This is a genomic window from Bradyrhizobium sp. 2TAF36 (assembly GCF_052114925.1).
Classification (GTDB): domain Bacteria; phylum Pseudomonadota; class Alphaproteobacteria; order Rhizobiales; family Xanthobacteraceae; genus Bradyrhizobium; species Bradyrhizobium barranii.
This window is the reverse complement of sequence record NZ_JBFRFR010000063.1, coordinates 1-15,618: the sequence shown is the minus strand read 5'-3', so window position 1 is coordinate 15,618 and position 15,618 is coordinate 1. Positions and strand designations below refer to the sequence as shown.

16 protein-coding genes and 2 pseudogenes are annotated in these 15,618 nt (G+C 63.3%); 10 read left to right on the top strand and 8 right to left on the bottom strand.

Annotation, left to right across the window (positions count from 1 at the left end; translation table 11 throughout):
• Positions 1-76: 76 nt before the first annotated feature.
• The gene (gene rocF / locus AB4Z51_RS31245) at positions 77-1,054 is read right to left on the bottom strand and encodes an arginase (RefSeq protein ID WP_135215136.1); all 978 of its coding nucleotides are present in this window, start codon (positions 1,052-1,054) and stop codon (positions 77-79) included.
• Between the two features lie 277 nt (positions 1,055-1,331).
• Between rocF and AB4Z51_RS31240 the strand changes: the two genes are divergently transcribed.
• Entirely contained in the window at positions 1,332-1,592 is a 261-nt protein-coding gene (locus AB4Z51_RS31240; protein ID WP_135215137.1) for a hypothetical protein, read from the top strand.
• A 19-nt stretch (positions 1,593-1,611) separates the two neighbouring features.
• Here the strand turns inward: AB4Z51_RS31240 and AB4Z51_RS31235 are convergent, their stop codons facing one another.
• Both AB4Z51_RS31235 and AB4Z51_RS31230 read right to left on the bottom strand, forming a co-directional pair.
• A complete protein-coding gene (locus AB4Z51_RS31235) occupies positions 1,612-4,356 on the bottom strand; it encodes an EAL domain-containing protein (protein ID WP_441498684.1) in 2,745 nt (914 codons plus the stop codon).
• A 61-nt stretch (positions 4,357-4,417) separates the two neighbouring features.
• Positions 4,418-5,662: a FecR domain-containing protein gene (locus AB4Z51_RS31230; RefSeq protein WP_441498683.1), complete on the bottom strand. Its 1,245-nt coding sequence runs from the start codon at positions 5,660-5,662 to the stop codon at positions 4,418-4,420.
• 131 nt (positions 5,663-5,793) lie between these two features.
• On the opposite strand from AB4Z51_RS31230, the pseudogene AB4Z51_RS31225 reads away from it, so the two are divergent.
• The 3 genes and pseudogenes from AB4Z51_RS31225 to AB4Z51_RS31215 all read left to right on the top strand — a co-directional run bounded on the left by AB4Z51_RS31225 (position 5,794) and on the right by AB4Z51_RS31215 (position 8,825).
• Positions 5,794-7,591, top strand: a pseudogene (locus AB4Z51_RS31225) (ShlB/FhaC/HecB family hemolysin secretion/activation protein).
• 148 nt (positions 7,592-7,739) lie between these two features.
• Positions 7,740-8,570, top strand: coding sequence for an alpha/beta hydrolase (locus AB4Z51_RS31220; protein ID WP_063982042.1), 831 nt, complete (start codon positions 7,740-7,742; stop codon positions 8,568-8,570).
• Positions 8,571-8,648: 78 nt separating this feature from the next.
• Entirely contained in the window at positions 8,649-8,825 is a 177-nt protein-coding gene (locus tag AB4Z51_RS31215) for a hypothetical protein (RefSeq protein ID WP_441498682.1), read from the top strand.
• Between the two features lie 50 nt (positions 8,826-8,875).
• Here the strand turns inward: AB4Z51_RS31215 and AB4Z51_RS31210 are convergent, their stop codons facing one another.
• Both AB4Z51_RS31210 and AB4Z51_RS31205 read right to left on the bottom strand, forming a co-directional pair.
• Positions 8,876-9,217, bottom strand: coding sequence for a phasin (locus AB4Z51_RS31210; protein ID WP_014493705.1), 342 nt, complete (start codon positions 9,215-9,217; stop codon positions 8,876-8,878).
• A gap of 152 nt (positions 9,218-9,369) precedes the next feature.
• Entirely contained in the window at positions 9,370-9,555 is a 186-nt protein-coding gene (locus tag AB4Z51_RS31205; protein ID WP_063982041.1) for a hypothetical protein, read from the bottom strand.
• Between the two features lie 678 nt (positions 9,556-10,233).
• Between AB4Z51_RS31205 and AB4Z51_RS31200 the strand changes: the two genes are divergently transcribed.
• A complete protein-coding gene (locus AB4Z51_RS31200) occupies positions 10,234-10,590 on the top strand; it encodes a hypothetical protein (RefSeq protein ID WP_063982040.1) in 357 nt (118 codons plus the stop codon).
• Between the two features lie 50 nt (positions 10,591-10,640).
• Here AB4Z51_RS31200 and AB4Z51_RS31195 read toward each other — a convergent pair whose 3' ends face one another.
• On the bottom strand, positions 10,641-11,213 hold the full coding sequence (locus tag AB4Z51_RS31195; RefSeq protein ID WP_071911769.1) for a hypothetical protein: 573 nt from the start codon (positions 11,211-11,213) through the stop codon (positions 10,641-10,643).
• 38 nt (positions 11,214-11,251) lie between these two features.
• Positions 11,252-11,782 carry a GcrA family cell cycle regulator gene (locus tag AB4Z51_RS31190; RefSeq protein ID WP_441498681.1) on the bottom strand — a complete coding sequence of 177 codons (531 nt, stop codon included), beginning with the start codon at positions 11,780-11,782 and terminating at the stop codon, positions 11,252-11,254.
• 166 nt (positions 11,783-11,948) lie between these two features.
• On the opposite strand from AB4Z51_RS31190, the gene AB4Z51_RS31185 reads away from it, so the two are divergent.
• Both AB4Z51_RS31185 and AB4Z51_RS31180 read left to right on the top strand, forming a co-directional pair.
• Positions 11,949-12,557, top strand: a complete 609-nt coding sequence (locus AB4Z51_RS31185; protein ID WP_028152904.1) for a S24 family peptidase — start codon at positions 11,949-11,951, stop codon at positions 12,555-12,557.
• Positions 12,558-12,656: 99 nt separating this feature from the next.
• Positions 12,657-12,932 carry a hypothetical protein gene (locus tag AB4Z51_RS31180; RefSeq protein ID WP_441498680.1) on the top strand — a complete coding sequence of 92 codons (276 nt, stop codon included), beginning with the start codon at positions 12,657-12,659 and terminating at the stop codon, positions 12,930-12,932.
• A gap of 39 nt (positions 12,933-12,971) precedes the next feature.
• On the opposite strand, the gene AB4Z51_RS31175 is transcribed toward AB4Z51_RS31180, so the two are convergent.
• Positions 12,972-13,946 carry a quinone oxidoreductase family protein gene (locus AB4Z51_RS31175; RefSeq protein WP_441498679.1) on the bottom strand — a complete coding sequence of 325 codons (975 nt, stop codon included), beginning with the start codon at positions 13,944-13,946 and terminating at the stop codon, positions 12,972-12,974.
• 227 nt (positions 13,947-14,173) lie between these two features.
• Here AB4Z51_RS31175 and AB4Z51_RS31170 point away from each other — a divergent pair, with 227 nt between their 5' ends.
• The 3 genes and pseudogenes from AB4Z51_RS31170 to AB4Z51_RS31160 all read left to right on the top strand — a co-directional run.
• Complete coding sequence (locus AB4Z51_RS31170; protein ID WP_028152902.1) at positions 14,174-14,371, top strand: hypothetical protein; 198 nt, start codon at positions 14,174-14,176, stop codon at positions 14,369-14,371.
• Between the two features lie 146 nt (positions 14,372-14,517).
• Complete coding sequence (locus AB4Z51_RS31165) at positions 14,518-15,465, top strand: AAA family ATPase (protein WP_354115674.1); 948 nt, start codon at positions 14,518-14,520, stop codon at positions 15,463-15,465.
• Positions 15,466-15,470: 5 nt separating this feature from the next.
• Positions 15,471-15,618, top strand: a pseudogene (locus tag AB4Z51_RS31160) (VWA containing CoxE family protein); the annotation flags it as partial.

Genomic DNA, 15,618 nt, shown 5'->3' with positions numbered 1-15,618 from the left:
TTTCGACCAGGACTGATCTAGATCAGCCAGCCGCAACAGCCAATCCGTTCTTCGCAATGCAAAACAGCTCTCGGCGTCACTCGCCCGGTGCGATCGCGTTACTCGGCGTCGGGCGGTCGGTGATCTGCTGTCCGAACAGGCTGCCGATCAGCTCGACCGCAGTGCGCGCGGTGCGACCGCGCTCGTCCAGGAACGGATTGAGCTCGACGATGTCGACCGATCCGACCACGCCGGAATCATGAAGCAGCTCCATGATCAGATGCGCCTCGCGATAGGTCGCTCCGCCCGGCACCGTGGTGCCGACCCCCGGCGCCACACACGGATCGAGGAAATCGACATCGAAGCTGACATGGAGCACGCCATCGCACGCCTTGACGCGCTCGATGACGCGCCGGATCAGCACGGCGACGCCGAACTCGTCGATCTGGCGCATGTCGACAACCCTGATCCGGCGCGTGCGCATCAATTCCTTTTCGAGCTTGTCGATCGAACGCGCGCCGAACAGGTCCAGCCTGTCGGGATCAATCGAGGCGCGCGGATCATCGCCGAGCAATCCGTCGAGGCCGGGCTCGCCACACAAGAACGCCGCCGACATGCCGTGCATGTTTGCGGTGATCGTCGTCTCTGGCGTATTGTAATCGGCATGGGCGTCGAGCCAGAGCACGAACAGCTTGCGTCCGCGCTCCTGCCAGTGGCGCGCCATGGCATTCACCGAGCCCATCGACAATGTGTGATCGCCGCCGAGGAAGATCGGCAACGCGCCGGTCTGTGCGATCTCATGGCCTCTGCGGCTCAGCAGGCGCGTCCAGCGCTGGATTTCGCGATAGTGGTTGGCTTTTTCGGGCAGCCTGTCAGCGAGGTCCCTGACCTCCGCCACGGAGAGATCGCCATAATCGACAACTTCGAAATCAAGGCTTTCGAGCAATGCCGCAAGCCCGGCGGTGCGCAGCGCCGCAGGGCCCATCAAGGTGCCGCGCTGCGAAGCGCCCATGTCGATGGGCGCGCCGAGCAAGGCGATGCGCCGGGCTCGATCCGGCATGGTCCGATCGGTCACGGCAGTCTCCTGACATCCACAAGGTCGTGACAGCCTAACAGAGATTCGGACCCGTCGTTTCACGGGTATTTCCCGCCGAAAAGACGCCGCGCGAGAAGCCGTCCCGGAACAAAATCCCGCGCGCCGCATTTTCCCTGCAAGGCCGGCACCCGCCGTACATTACGGCGCCTGTCGCGGATAGCCAAAGGTCTTCGGACCCGCTGTTCAAAACGAGCGCTCGCGCGGATAGCCAAAGGTGCCGGCCTCATTCACTTCATCAGAAGCGGAGTTTACGAATTTGAGCACCGAGATTCCGCAGCCCCCGTCCCAGCCCGGCATGGCCGAGCGCGCCATCGACGCGGCGGCCGACGTCTCCCACACGATCGGAGAGGTCGCAGGAGGCTTGCGCGCCGCTGTCGACCGCTTGACGCATGTCATCGACGACGCTCGAAAGCCGGGTAAACCGCTCGCGACGGTCGCCGCGATCACGCGCGAAGCGCCCTTGGCCAGTCTGTTCGTCGCCTTCCTCTTTGGCGTCGCAGTCGCACGCCGGCGCTAGCGGTCGGAGTCGAAGCGGTTCAGGCCGCGCTGACAGCTTCGAGTTCAGCCGGCAGGAATTGCCTCTCGAACGCCTCGGCAGGCATCGGGCGGCCAAAGAAATATCCCTGCCCTTCCTCGCATCCCATGCTGACCAGGAAGTCGGCCGTGGCACGGTTCTCGATGCCCTCCGCCACGACAGTGAGCCCGAGCTGCTTGCTGAGACCGATGGTCGAGCCGACGATCGCGGCGTCGTCGGAATCGGCGAGCAGGTTAAGCACGAACGACCGATCGATCTTGAGCCCGTCGAGCGGAAACTTCTTCAGATAGCTCAGGCTCGCATAGCCCGTGCCGAAATCGTCGAACAGAACACGGACGCCGAGCTGCTGGATCCGCTCGAACATGTCGAGCACGCGGCTTTCGTCATGCAGCAGGATATCCTCGGTGACTTCGAGCTCGAGCAGTGACGGCGTGAGCCCCGTCTCCGCGAGCAGCGCCGCAACGGAATGCGCGAGGTCGCCGGACTCGAGCTGCGACGGCGAGAGGTTGATCGCGACGCGCACGCTGTTTCCGGACAATTCCCAGGCTCGCGCCTGCCGACAGGCGGTCTCCATCACCCAGTTCGCGATCCGCTCGGACAGGGGCGAGGTGTTGACCACCGGCATGAATTCCCCGGGCGAGACATAGCCGCGCGCGGGATGCCGCCAGCGGATGAGCGCTTCAGCCCCGAGCAGGCTGCCGTCGACCAGCCGAACCTGTGGCTGGTAGAACAGTTCGAACTCGCCGCGATCCGCGGCAAGCGCCAGTTCGCTCTCCAATGTCAGCCGGTTCTCCAGCTCCTGCCTGATCGCGCTCTCGAAGATCACGTGGCTGCCGCGCCGCGTCATCTTTGCCTTGCTCAGCGCCAGATGACCATTGCCGAGAAGATCATCGGCGTTGTGCCCACCTTCCGGATAAACGGCGACGCCAATGCTGATCCTGACGCGATGTTGGCGCGCGCCCGTTGCGAGCGGCACTTCGAACGCGCGCGCGATCCGCTCGGCAAACTCCACAATCGGCTCGCCAGCCTCCGTGCAATCAAGCGCGATGGCGAACTCGTCGCCGCTGAGCCGGGCGACGACCGCCTTGCCATCGACCTTGGTCCGGAGGCGCTCCGCGACGGCCCGCAGCACGAGGTCGCCGGCCGAATGTCCAAGCATGTCGTTGATCTGCTGGAAGCCGTCGAGCCCGAGCACGAGCAGCGCGACGTCGGACGATCGCCGCTCCGCCGCGGCGATCAGATTGGCGAGGCTCGCATGCAGCATGTTGCGGTTGGCAAGACCGGTCAACGCGTCATGTTCGGCGAGATACCTGACGCGTTCGGCTTCGCGCTTGCGGACCGAGATGGCGCGCAGGATCGCTCCGTACTGGAAGCCGTCCGTGCCCTGCCAGCCCGAAAAGCTCGCTTCGACCGGGAACGTCTCGCCGTTCTTCCGCCGCCCCTGGAACTCGACGACGACGGCACCGCCGGGCACCAACAGCGCCTGGCGCGCAGCATCGCGCATGGCAAAAGCCTTTGCGCCACCGCCGGTGGGCTCCGCACAGAGCGTTTCGAACGGACGTCCGATCATTTCGGTCGGCATGTAACCGAAGATCGCACTGGCGCCCGGATTCCACACCGTGATCCGATGATCCTCGTCGGTGCAGATCAGACCGTCGCCGAGCGACATCGCGATACGATGAAAGCGGCTCTCGGCAATACGTCCCAGGAGACTACGGAAATCGATCTCGTCGAGTGCAATCGCGGTCAGATAGGCAATGATCGCAATGTGAAACAGCGACGTGTCGATGATGAGCGGCCAGCTTGCCTGCACGAGCGCAGCGGCAAGTTCCGCGCCCGCTCCTGCGGCGACGAGGATGGTGACGCGGACGCCCGGTGCGGAACGGCGCCACGAATACATCATCGCCAGGCAGATCAGGCCCAAGCCAATGATCATGCCGGCATCGGACGTCCAGCGCAGCATCCGATTCTGGAGGATCGATTCCGCCGCGAGCGCCTGGAGGACGGGCCCAGAGACGCTCTTACCGTTTGGAACACTGAACCGGTCGCCCAGTTCGAGGGCAGTAGCACCGACGATGATCTTCTTGTCTCTCAGCTTGTCCAAGGTCGCGGCATCGCCGTGCAGCACGTCAAAATAGGAGACACTTGGGATGGAGGCCGCACGAATGCCGAAATCGATCAGGAAGGGCGGGCGCCGATTGGCATCCTGCCCGGCCAACACGACGGCCATCGACGGCATCACGGCATCGCCAAGCTTCTCTCCGACCGGATAGCGGCGCACGAGCCCGTCGGATTCGATCGCAACATTGACGACGGCCGGCCACGACTGGTTGCTGAACGGCTTCAGTGGACGATTGACGTGAACCGCGCCACCATTCGGCGTCGGCTGCTTGAAGGAGGGCAGGATCGTCGAACCGCCAACCTCCCGAAGCGCGGTGACGAGGGCTTCGTCAGAGGCCGGATCCGATGGTGTGCTGAAATCGACGTCGAAGGCGACGTCCTGTGCCCCCGCCGCCTCGAGCCTGTGCAACAGCTCCGCGTGGAGCCGGCGCGGCCAGGGCCATATCCCGATCTGGTCGATCGAGGGTGCGTCGATGGCCACCACGACGACATTGCCGCTGGCCGTACGCGATTGCCAGGCGAAGCGCAGATCGGTGAGCGCATTGCGGAGCGCGCCGTGCCACCCCGTGGACAGCACGACCGCAAGCGCGATCATGACAAGAATATGCGGCCGATGGCGTTTCACTTTGCTCCCCTGCACCGGCGGTCCCTGCCGCCAGGCGCTCCCCTATACCGACGACACGGTCCTAGCGATGGCCTCTGCCCCAATACCAACCGTAGTGGTGGCCATGATTGCCGTTACCGTTGTTGCCGTTATTCCCGTTTCCGCTGTTCCCGTTACCGTTGTTGCCATTATTGCCGGTGCCGCCGCTTCCGTTGCTGGTCGCGCCAGTCCCGCTGCTTCCGCTCACAGAGCTTCCGCCGGACACATCGCTGGTCGAACCAGCGGTAGTCGCAACGGTCGTCGTCGTATTTGACGACGTCGACGTGGCACTGGCCGCGGGTGCACTGCTGCTCACCGTAACCGCCGTGACGTTGGAGCTGTTGGCGGCCGTGGTCGTCGTGCTCGCCTTCGTATCGCTCCACACCGTCTCCGTCCCGGTGCTGGCGTTCGCGTTGCGCACGTGCCCCGTTGTCACGGCGCCGTGGGCGAGCCCGTTCGTAACCTTGTGGACGTTCAGCTTGACCTCGCCGAGCGAACTGGAGATACGCACGACGCCTTTGGGCGCCTGACCGCCGGCCGCTTGATGCGATTGCGCCGGCGCGCCGGCCGCCTTGGTCCCCTTGTCGATCGGACCGAGCGCATGGATCGCATGGCCACTCGCCGCATTGCGCGGTGCCGACAGGCCCGATTTCGGCACCGGGACTCGCTCGATCGTCGAGGCGCGCGGCTTGCCGTGCTCGATCGGATTGAAGGTKCCGGCACCACTCAGGCTGAGGCCGGGCTTGCCGTGCTCAAAGGAGGTGGCGGCCTGTCCCGGCATGACCTGTGCGATCTGTCCGGACTTGAAGTCGGAGACTTCAACCTGGCCGCGGAGCACGCCGACCTTGGTGCTGCTAGCATTCACGGTGACGCTGAATTGCGTTCCCTTGACCACGGCGGCGAGATACGGCGTCTCGACCTCGAAATGCTTGACGTTGCGCTTCTCGACCTCGAGCAGGATCGAACCCGCCTGCTGGATGATGGTGGTCGAGAGCCCTTCCTTCTTCTCGGCCGGCAAACCGACCACCGAGTTCGGGGAGATCAAAATCGATTCCTCGCCGCGGACGAGTAGCACGCGTCCGTTGCGTCCGGTGCGAATGGTATCACCGGCCCTCAGCGTCCCTTCCTGGGTCAATGACACAGGCTGCGCGCCGTTGGCGGCAAGCCAGACCTCACCCGAGGACTTGCTGACTGACCAGACGCCATCGTCCGCGGCAGATGCGAACGAGGCCGTACCCAGGATCAGCGCGGCCACGAAAGCGCACCGCATTCCAACTCTGCCCAGCATCACGATCCTCAGTCCCGCATTACAGCCAGTGCTGAGGCGTATCCGAAATCACTCAAGAGAGAATTAGCGGGAAGCGGCAAGTCCAGTGGCTGCATTAACCATTCATTGACCATAAAAAACTAAGAAAAATCATGCAGCTAACGAACTCTTACCGGCTACTGGGCACCGCTCCGTTATACTACGGTGAGCGGCTCGCTGCGCGTATTGAGAAGCGGCATCTCCTCGTTGCACTGGTGCTGGCGGCACCGATTTTCACGGGAGTTTCGCAGGCGTTCGCTCAACAGGCGARCCAACCGGGCTTTGATCCGCGGCAGCCCGAGAAATACTTTGAAAACCAAACCGAGCAGGAATCGCTGAGCCGTCCTCCGGTCACGCTGCCGGCGGTCGGCCGGCCCAACACAGGCGGGGATACGAAACCGCAATTCGTGTTGCGCGGGATCGATGTCAGCGGCGCCCAAGCCATTCCCCGCGATCGCATCGCCGCAGCCTATCAGCCCTATCTCGGAAAGAAGGTCTCGCAAGCCGACCTCGCCGCGATCGCCGGCGCGATCAGCGATCTCTACCGCGCAGACGGCTTTCATCTGAGCCGGGCGATCGTGCCGCCGCAGGACATCGCCGACGGCCGCGTCCGGATCCAGGTGATTGAAGGCGCCATCGTGCAGGCCGAGCTGAAAGGCGACGGCGCCGAGCAGTTTGGCGTGAGGCCGATGCTGGGCCCGGTTCTCGCCGAGCAGCCGTCGCGCCTGGCAACGCTCGAACGTCAGCTCTTCCTCATCAATAGCGGGCCGGGCATCCGGATCACCGACACCGCGCTCGAGGAGATCGGCGGTGCCACCGGTCGCTTCCGCCTCATCGTCCATTTGAAGACCTGGCACGTCTTCTCGTCGTTCGGCCTGGATAATCTGGGCTCATCGTCGGTCGGCCCGTGGCAGACCTACGCGACCGGCGCTTTCAACTCCTACCTCACGCCCGGCGATACGCTGGCGGTCAACCTGTCGACCATTGCCAACGATCCGCGTGAGCTTGGCTTCGCGCGATTATCCTATGACGCGCCCGTCGGCGTCGACGGCGTGCGCCTCGGCGCTTCCGTCCTGTACAGCGCGGTCCGGCCGGGTGACGCCCGCCGCCTCGACAGCGACATCACCACGACAGAGGCGTTCGAGCTGCGGGCAAGCACCGTGCCCTTCATGTCGCAATCATCGGCGTTGACGCTGACCTTGGCCGGGACCTCCAGCAACGTGTCCGAGCACGATCTTTACGGCCCCTGGTACCAACGACCACATCAGGACCGCGAGCCTGACCGCCGATTACCGGCTCCAGGATCGCTTCGGCGGCACCAATTTCGCGACGCTCACCTACCGCCAGGGTCTCGACATCTTCGGTGCCTCGCATTTCGACGACGATCTGCTCTCGCGCGACGGCGCCGCGTCGAACTTCTCGGTGCTGAACCTCTGGTTCACGCGCTACCAGACCCTCAACGACGTCTGGTCGCTCAAGCTGTCGACCGCCAGCCAGACGGCATCGCGGCCGCTGTTCATTTCGCAGCAGTTCTATCTCGGCGGCGCGGCTTTCGGCCGGGGCTATGGTGCAGCCGAGATCAGCGGCGACAACGGTCTTGCCGGCTAGCTCGAGCTGCGCTTCGACCAGAAGCTCAATTTCCGCTACTGGACCGGCTATCAGCTCTACGCCTTTGGCGACGCCGGCGCAGTCTGGAACGACGGCTACCGCCTGAGCGACGGCCTGTCGCTGACATCGGCCGGAGCCGGCGTGCGGTTCTTTCTGCCGGATGATCTTCAAGCCGATCTCGGCGTAGCCGTCCCCTTGAGCTACCGGGCTCCAGACAACGAGCGCCGCAGCCCACGCTTCCTGTTCACCCTCTCGAGCGCATTCCGGCTCTGCCCCGAACGCGGCAGGGGCGGCTGCCTCTAGCTGCCGCGCTTTGAGCACACCCGGCATGCGGCCCTTTTGCGGCCTTGCTCACAGACTTGCCTAAATTTAATCCCGTAACCTGCTCACGATCGCTCGATCCGGGGGCTTGCAATGACCATTTTCAGTCGAAAGTGATTGGGACGGAACCATGAAGAGGGTGTTTGCAATCCTGGCCTTTCTCTGCGTACTCGGCGTCGGCCAGTATTTCGTGGTCAGCCGGTTCGCGATCCGACATGAGATTTTGACCCTGTTCGATGCCTCGCGCCAACGGCCGATCTCGGTCGAGATCGCGGTGCGGCGCGACTACGAGACCAAGGCCAATCTCGGGCTCTGGAAGCTCCCGCTCGCCATCATCAGCAACGGCAACACCGTCAAGGCGACCGAGTATTCCTTCCTCGCCAACGTGCTCGCGGCGCGCGGTTATCTCGTTGCCAGCATCCAGCAGGACCTGCCGAGCGATCCGCCGTTGATGACCCATGTCGGTCAGCAATATGTCGGGCGGCGCGAGGTCTATATCCGCTGCGAGGCCAACATCCTTTTCGCCCTGGCCGAACTGAAGCGACGGCAGGAAAACACCGACTACGACCACATCACCCTCGTCGGCCATTCCAACGGTGGCGACGTCTCGATGTATGTCGCCCATCAGCACCCGGAGATCGTGTCGAAGGTGATCACGCTCGACAATCTGCGGGTGCCCTTCGTGCTCAGCGACAACCTGAAGATCCTGTCGTTCCGCTCCAAGGATCCRCATTTCCAGACCGACCCGGGCGTGCTGCCGACGCCTGAAGAGGCCAAAGCGCGCGGCATCGACATCGTCCATACCGGTGCTCAGCACACCGAGATGAGCGATCGCGGTCCCGATGCGGTCAAGGAGAAGATCCAGGCGACACTCGACCGCTTCCTGCGTGACAGTGCCAGCAGCTCGCTCGCGCCGGCTGACACCAGAAGCCCGATGATCATGAACCCCGGCGACTACTAGCCGGGCCCCCTTTGCGGCAGATCAAGGCAGCTCTAGACTGGCGACGATAGGAAGGGCCTCACCATCCCGGAGAGGCACGTGTCGCACTCCATCGAAAGCCTTGATCCGAAACGTCTCGATACGGCAGGCCTTGGCCTGCCGGCTGCGAGGACACCGGCATTCGCGCGGCATCTCTATCGTGCGACCCGCAAGCTGCTGCGGTCGATCATCGCCCGCATCGATCTCTCGCAATTTCCAGGATCGTGCTGCGGCTGAGCGCGGCATCACGCAGGATCAATTTGCGGGCACGCGGCGCACACTGGAACTCAGGACTTTCCCTTGCCGGGCTGCATGAAACTGCCGGTCATCTGGCGCATGTGGTCGCCGGCGCTGGTGAACTGGCTGCGCAGGAAGTCGGACTGGATTCGCATCGCTTCCTGAAGGTCGGTGGCATGCACGAGCTTGCGCGCGTGCTCGAACGCCGACTTCATGTTCTGCTCAGTGAACGCGAGCGCCTGCTTGGACACTTCGGTACCCGCTCCGGGAACCGACGTCATCGACTTGGTGGCAGCTTCGAAAAACATGCCGAACGCCTGTTCCGCCTGGTCGATCGTCTTTTCGGCCAGGTCGCGCAGTTCGGCCGGGACTTCGAGCTTCGGTTCGATCATGGTCATACTCCTCCTCCTCCCCGTTTTTCCCAACTGAATACCACACTTGCCGGACCGCATTCCAGCGGCAGCCTGGGGGACAAACGTCGCCCGGCGGTCCGCTCCGGCAGGAAAACGAGGGATGAGGCGTAAGGCCGGCGCGCGGCCGGGGGTCAAGACAGGGGGTGCTCGGGAAGGGTTTCTTCGGTGCCGAGGTCTTCGACCAGCTTGATGACCTCGAAACGCTGTCGAGGCCCGAGCTTCAGGAACGCGCGAAGCAGGCGCAGACTTTCAACGGTGCTGCTTGCAGGCGCGCCGAGCTTAAGGTGCAGTTCAGCCGCGAAATTGAGGTTTTTCATCTCGCACCTATGACAAGCATCGGCCCTCGCGATCAAACGTCGAGTTCTCGCTCGAGAACCGAACACCATGACCGGACGCCATGGTGACCCTGAGATCTCGGCCGGGGCACCCGGTGGGTTAACACGCTGAACCATATACTGGCTCAACCGAACAGGTTGCAATTATGTCAAGAAACAACCCTTCCGGCAAGCCCAACCGTCGCCGTAGCGATGCTTCGTCCGCATCGCACCACGGCAATTCCGGATAACAGGAATATGGACCGTCGTCACCCACCTGCGTCAAGAAGCGGCATCACCCACGCACACGGCCTCGGTCGCTGTCAATCGGTGCGGCGTTTCGCCGTGTTTCCGGTGTGAACGAGGCCAGATTAAAGTTTTTTCAGCGTATACACGTAATTGTTGAGTCCGACCTCGGCGGTTGTATCGTCGGCAAAATGAACGTCGAGCCGCGCAGCCAGCCTGCAGCGTCTTGATCCGTTCGCCAGTGAAGCCCCCTTCAGCTGCTCGGCTTAGACGCGGTTCCCCGTACCGGGTTCATCGGTCCGAAGATATCTCCGCCAATGAACCGTCGTTCAAGGTGGAACGACCAAGCGGTTGCGAAGCGGCCACGCAGACCACGGGCGCCATGGCTGACGGACTTCTCGATTCGGGCGCGCCTCAGCACCAAAGGACGACAGCATGCTTTCCCGCTGCGATCTCATCAAGGGCGGCGCCGTCGCGCTTCTCACTTTCTCGATACAAGGCGCGTGGGCGCAGGAGACCAGGATGAATCTGTTCAAGATCGTCACCATCAAGGACGAAATCGTCGTCGGATTGTCGGCGGAGGAGCTCCAGGCGCTCGGCGGCAATGATGCGAGCGCGGTTGCGCACGCGCTGGCGCAGAAGGGCGATCTCACGGTCTGGCAGTACAACGTGCATCGCGGCCCGAACGGTGAATTGCAACAGGCGCCGACCGCGAAGATCGGGCTCTTGGCCAACGCGTCTCTCCGTGTCGAGCCCTACACGACGCCTTACCAGATCGTGCCGCATCCGTAACAAGCGACCCGGGCGCGCCTGCGGCGAGACCCGCAGGCGCGCCACTACTCTCAACGCTGCTTGGCGCGCCGAGCCCGGCCTTCCGTCGCAAAGCCGTAGATCAGCGCCAGCCGGTCCAGGCATTCGCGAAAGCGCCGCGCGAAATAGTCGTTCCAGCGCTGGGTACGAACAGCGCGCCGCTCCCCGATCTGATCCATGGTCAGCCCCAGCACCAGGACGTCGTGCACCAGCGCGGCGCCGTCGGTACCGAGTTCGCGCTCGACCCGGTTCAGGCGCAGCACAGCCTGGCGCTGGTCCTCGGTAACGGGCTCACGCGAGCGCGTCCCATCGACGTATTCGCGCGTCGGGTCCACCGCCTGGGGCCCGCGCTCCGCCCTCTCCCAGTCGCTCTGAAAGGCGCGCCCGCCGCGATATTGCGCCTCGTCGATCTGGTGATGCGCGTGCAACCGGCCGAGCGGATCGCCGCGGATCGAGCGGACGGCGACGATCTTCTCGCCGGCATCGAGCGCCAGCGGATTGTCGACCTCGACCTCCGCCACCTCGGCATTGAACGGCACCTCGCGCGAGCGCCGATCGTAGATTCCAGTCAATCTGTAGGACTTGTTGCGTCGTGCACCTGCCACTCGGATACTCCTCGCAAATTGAATGAATAGCGGCCCCGTCAGGCGGCAGAGATCAGCCTCAGGACGACGGGACCGGCGGCGCGAGCGGATGCAGCCTCAGACTTTCGCGTCAGGCGGGCATGCGGCGTGCAATAGCTGGAGCCCTGCTGGCGCGGATGGCCGCAGAAGGCGATCCCCTCCCCGTCCTTGTCGCCACCATAGGGATAGCGGCAGTCGTCGCGCCCGAGCTCGCCCAGCGCGACCAGGCGGGGGTGGACGCCGACACAGCGCAACTTGACTCGCGCGGGCTTCATTGCGGATTTCGGTGGCAAGTTCAGGTTCGGCACCACCGGTCGGGGCGGCCCGATGAGACAGGCTCCTGACGGCAAGGACGGCACGATCGATGGACTTGTCATCCGCGCCGGTGCCGCGAGTCCCAGCCGCTTGGCGCGGCCGGCCACCGCGTTGCGTGTGTAAGCCGTTCCAAACCTTCCGTTTATCTGTCTTCCGATCTCCGCATAAGACATCCCCTTGAGAAAATAGTCGCGAAGCGCGTCGGAGTGCTCCGACGGCCAATGACCCGGTTCCATGCTGCTGTCCTGTGATGCGCCTCCTCCGATCGTTCGATCGCGAGGCGGAGCGTACATTCCGTTATTCCGAAGCAACTGTCAAGCGACAATTCTGATATTCATAATTGCATCAATTCCGAATTTCGGATTACAAGAGGCGGGACGATGGGCAATCGAGGGAATCACCATGTTGGACGTTGCAATGATCGAGCGGGGCCTGGAGAAGACGGGCAAAAGCAAGGGCGGCCTGGCGGCGGCCATGGGCGTGCGGCCCGGCGCGGTGTCGGAGATCCTGGGCGGCGAGCGCCTGGTGAAGGCGTCCGAAATCATTCCGATCATGGAATATCTCGAGCTCAATCTCGCGCCGATCATGGGCCGCGTCGGGGCCGGCGCTGTGATCGAGCCCGATTATGAACAGGTTCCCCCGGAAGGCCTCGGCGATATCGCGCTGCCGTTCCCGATCATGGAAGAGACCGTCGCCTTCGAGATCGTTGGCGATTCGATGCTGCCCAAATACGAGAGCGGCGACGTGATCGTCGTCTACAAGGACCAGCGTCATCCGCTGTCGAGCTTCTACGGTGAAGAGGCCGTGGTCCGGCTCAAGACCGGTGAACGCTATTTGAAGACCATCGAACGCGGGAAAACTCCCTCCGTCGTCAATCTCAACAGCTTCAACGCCAAGCCGATCGTCGGCGTCAAGCTCGAGTGGGTCGGCGAGATCTGCCTGTCCATGCCCAAGGGCCAACTCGAGCGGCTGCGCGCCAAGTCGGCACGCCCTCGCAAGAAGAGCAAATAGGCGTCGATTTCCGATTTCTGGAAATCTCCCTTGACTTAATTCTGTTTTTCGGAAATACTCTGCCGCGCTCCCGGCTACGGGGCGCGGCAGGATCGTTTCATGCAGTATTTCGTCGTGATGATCGACTATGGGCGGCGCGGACGCGAAGCGGTCGTCGATCCCGAGATCACAAGGCGCGAGGTCATCTCCCGCGTCGCTTCGGGTGAATATCGAAACATCTCGTTCATCCACGAAATCGCGGAGAATGCGGTCGAGGACGTGACCGAGGCCATCCTGACCGAGGCGGCCCTCCCCCAGGTTCCGCCTGAAGAAGTCGACCTCCAGGCGATCCGTCTCGATCACGCCCACGACCTGCGCAAGCACGAGAAGACGTGACGCAGGCCCAAACGGCCTGCGTCACTGCCCGGCTGGCGATCACACCGTGAGGACGGTCGAGCCCGTGGTCTTGCGCGCGGCGAGATCGGCATGCGCCTTGGCGGCGTCCTTCAACGGATAGGTCTGGTGCACCTCGATCTTGACCGCGCCGGACTTCACGACGTCGAACAGCTCGTTCGCCATCGCGACCAGGGCCTCGCGCTTGGCAGCGTAGGTGAACAGCGTCGGACGGGTGACGTAGAGCGAGCCCTTCTGCGCGAGCAGGCCGAGGTTGAGCGGCTCGACAGCGCCGGAGGACGCACCGAACAGCGCGGCAACACCGAGCGGCGCAAGACAATCCAGCGACTTCAGGAACGTATCCTTGCCGACGGAATCATAGACCACCAGCACCTTCTTGCCGCCCGTGATCTCGTCCACGCGCTTCACGAAATCCTCGCGCGTGTAGATGATCACATGATCGCAGCCATGTGCCTTGGCGAGCTTTGCCTTCTCGTCGCTGCTGACGGTGCCGATCACTGTCGCGCCGAGATGTTTTGCCCACTGGCTCAAGATGAGACCAACGCCGCCGGCCGCGGCATGGAGCAGGATCGTGTCGCCGGCCTTCACGCGATAGGTCTGGCGGATCAGGTATTGCGTCGTGAGGCCCTTCAGCATCATGGCCGCTGCGGTCTTGTCGTCGACGCCGTCGGGCAGCTTCAACAGCCGGTCGGCCGGGATCAGCCGCGCCTCCGAATAGGCACCGAGCGGCGAGGCGCCATAGGCGACACGATCGCCCGGCTTCAGATCGGTGACACCGGCCCCGACTTCCTCGACGATTCCGGCCGCCTCGCTGCCAAGACCGCTCGGCAATTGCACCGGATACACACCGGAGCGGTTGTAGATGTCGACGAAGTTGAGGCCGACCGCCGTGTGGCGAATGCGCGCCTCGCCCGGCCCGGGCTTGCCGACACTGACTTCCTCCCAGACCAGGACTTCAGGACCGCCGGTCTTGTGAAAGCGAATGGCATGCGTCATGGGCGTTGCTCCCTTATTGTTGCAGTGAAGGTTCGTAGAAAACGGATCGGCCTGTGAAATAGGAATTTGGTCGGCCCGTTACAGTACAGAGACGTAACAAGAATGTCACAGCGAACGACAAACGCCTGCCGTTCCGCCTCTGTTCGAAAGAGTTGATGACGGCACCGGCGCGTTCCGGCAGTAGCCTTTTCGCGGGGTTTGGTGGTCGCCTGCGAAGGAGAGCCGAGATGCCAGCTTATGTACAGCATCATCAGGACATCGAAATCGCGCCTGTAATTTGTCCCGCCTGCATGGGGTTCCTGCCGATGTACGTCCGCGAGGTCGAACCGCATTGGGGCCTTGCCAGGATCGACTTCGTCTATGAATGCGCGGACTGCGGCGCGGAAGTCCGGCAGACCATCCGCAAGCCGGAGCTGCGGCACTGACCGCACGATCAGCCATCGCTTAAGTATTTGCGCTGAACGGAAAAAGCGACGTTCTGCGCGGGTCAGGCCGTCCCAAACGAGGCTTGTTCTTTGCCGGGAACGCAGGCAGAACAAGCCTCAAGCAAGACCTTTGGGAGCGCCCTTTCGTGGCTGAACAGAAGGCCTCGACCTCGATCGAGGCAGTGGAGAGCGGCCTCGCCGCGCAAGGCTATATCGCGAGCCGGCAGATCGCGACCGCCGTCTATTTGTCGCAGCAGATCGAGAAGCCGATTCTGGTCGAAGGCCCCGCGGGCGTCGGCAAGACCGAGCTTGCCAAGGCCATTGCCGCCTGGCGCGGCATGAAGATGATCCGCCTGCAATGCTACGAGGGCCTCGACGAGGCCAAGGCGCTCTACGAGTGGAAATACGCAAAGCAGCTTCTCTATACCCAGATCCTCAAGGACAAGCTCGGCGAAGTCCTCGGCGGCGCGCAGACGCTGCATGACGCACTCAATCAGCTCCACGATTTCGGCGACGTGTTCTTCTCGAAGGAGTTCGTCGAGCCGCGGCCGCTGCTCCAGGCGCTGGAGCAGCCGGGCGGCTGCGTGCTGCTGATCGACGAGATCGACAAGTCCGACGCTGAATTCGAATCGCTGCTGCTGGAAATCCTCTCCGATTTCCAGGTCACGATCCCGGAGCTCGGCACGGTCGCGGCGATCACGCCGCCGACGGTGATCCTCACCTCCAACAGCGAGCGTGACCTCGGCGACGCCCTGAAGCGGCGCTGCCTGCATCTGCATATCGGCTTCCCCGAGCAGCGGCTCGAAGAACGCATCGTCGAGAGCCGCGTCTCCGGCATCTCGCAGGCGCTGCGCCGGCAGATGGTCGGCTTCATCCACGAGATCCGCTCGCTCGACCTGAAGAAGCTGCCTTCGGTCAGTGAGACCATCGACTGGGCGCGCGTTCTGGTTCTACTTCAGGCCTCGGAGCTCGATACGGAGATCGTCAAGGACACGCTCAATGTGCTCCTGAAATACGAGGCCGATATCGAGGCGGCTCAGCCCCAGATTACGACCTTTATTGCCAAGGCGGCACGGTCCAACGTCTTCGGTTGACGCCGATGCGCGAGAACCTCCATCGTTTCTTTCGAGCGGCGCGCGGTGCCGGCGTGCATGTCTCGCCCGCCGAAAGCATCGATGCGATGCGCGCGGTCAAGCAGGTCGGCTTTTCCGACCGGGCCATCCTGCGCGATGCGCTGCTCCTGACAC

Coding starts and splice junctions, on each gene's coding strand:
- AB4Z51_RS31170 (WP_028152902.1), top strand. CDS start 14,174: ATGCCAGCTTATGTACAGCATCATCAGGACATCGAAATCGCGCCTGTA.
- AB4Z51_RS31210 (WP_014493705.1), bottom strand. CDS start 9,217: ATGATCGAACCGAAGCTCGAAGTCCCGGCCGAACTGCGCGACCTGGCC.
- AB4Z51_RS31175 (WP_441498679.1), bottom strand. CDS start 13,946: ATGACGCATGCCATTCGCTTTCACAAGACCGGCGGTCCTGAAGTCCTG.
- AB4Z51_RS31185 (WP_028152904.1), top strand. CDS start 11,949: ATGTTGGACGTTGCAATGATCGAGCGGGGCCTGGAGAAGACGGGCAAA.
- AB4Z51_RS31205 (WP_063982041.1), bottom strand. CDS start 9,555: ATGAAAAACCTCAATTTCGCGGCTGAACTGCACCTTAAGCTCGGCGCG.
- AB4Z51_RS31200 (WP_063982040.1), top strand. CDS start 10,234: ATGCTTTCCCGCTGCGATCTCATCAAGGGCGGCGCCGTCGCGCTTCTC.
- AB4Z51_RS31180 (WP_441498680.1), top strand. CDS start 12,657: ATGCAGTATTTCGTCGTGATGATCGACTATGGGCGGCGCGGACGCGAA.
- AB4Z51_RS31190 (WP_441498681.1), bottom strand. CDS start 11,782: ATGGAACCGGGTCATTGGCCGTCGGAGCACTCCGACGCGCTTCGCGAC.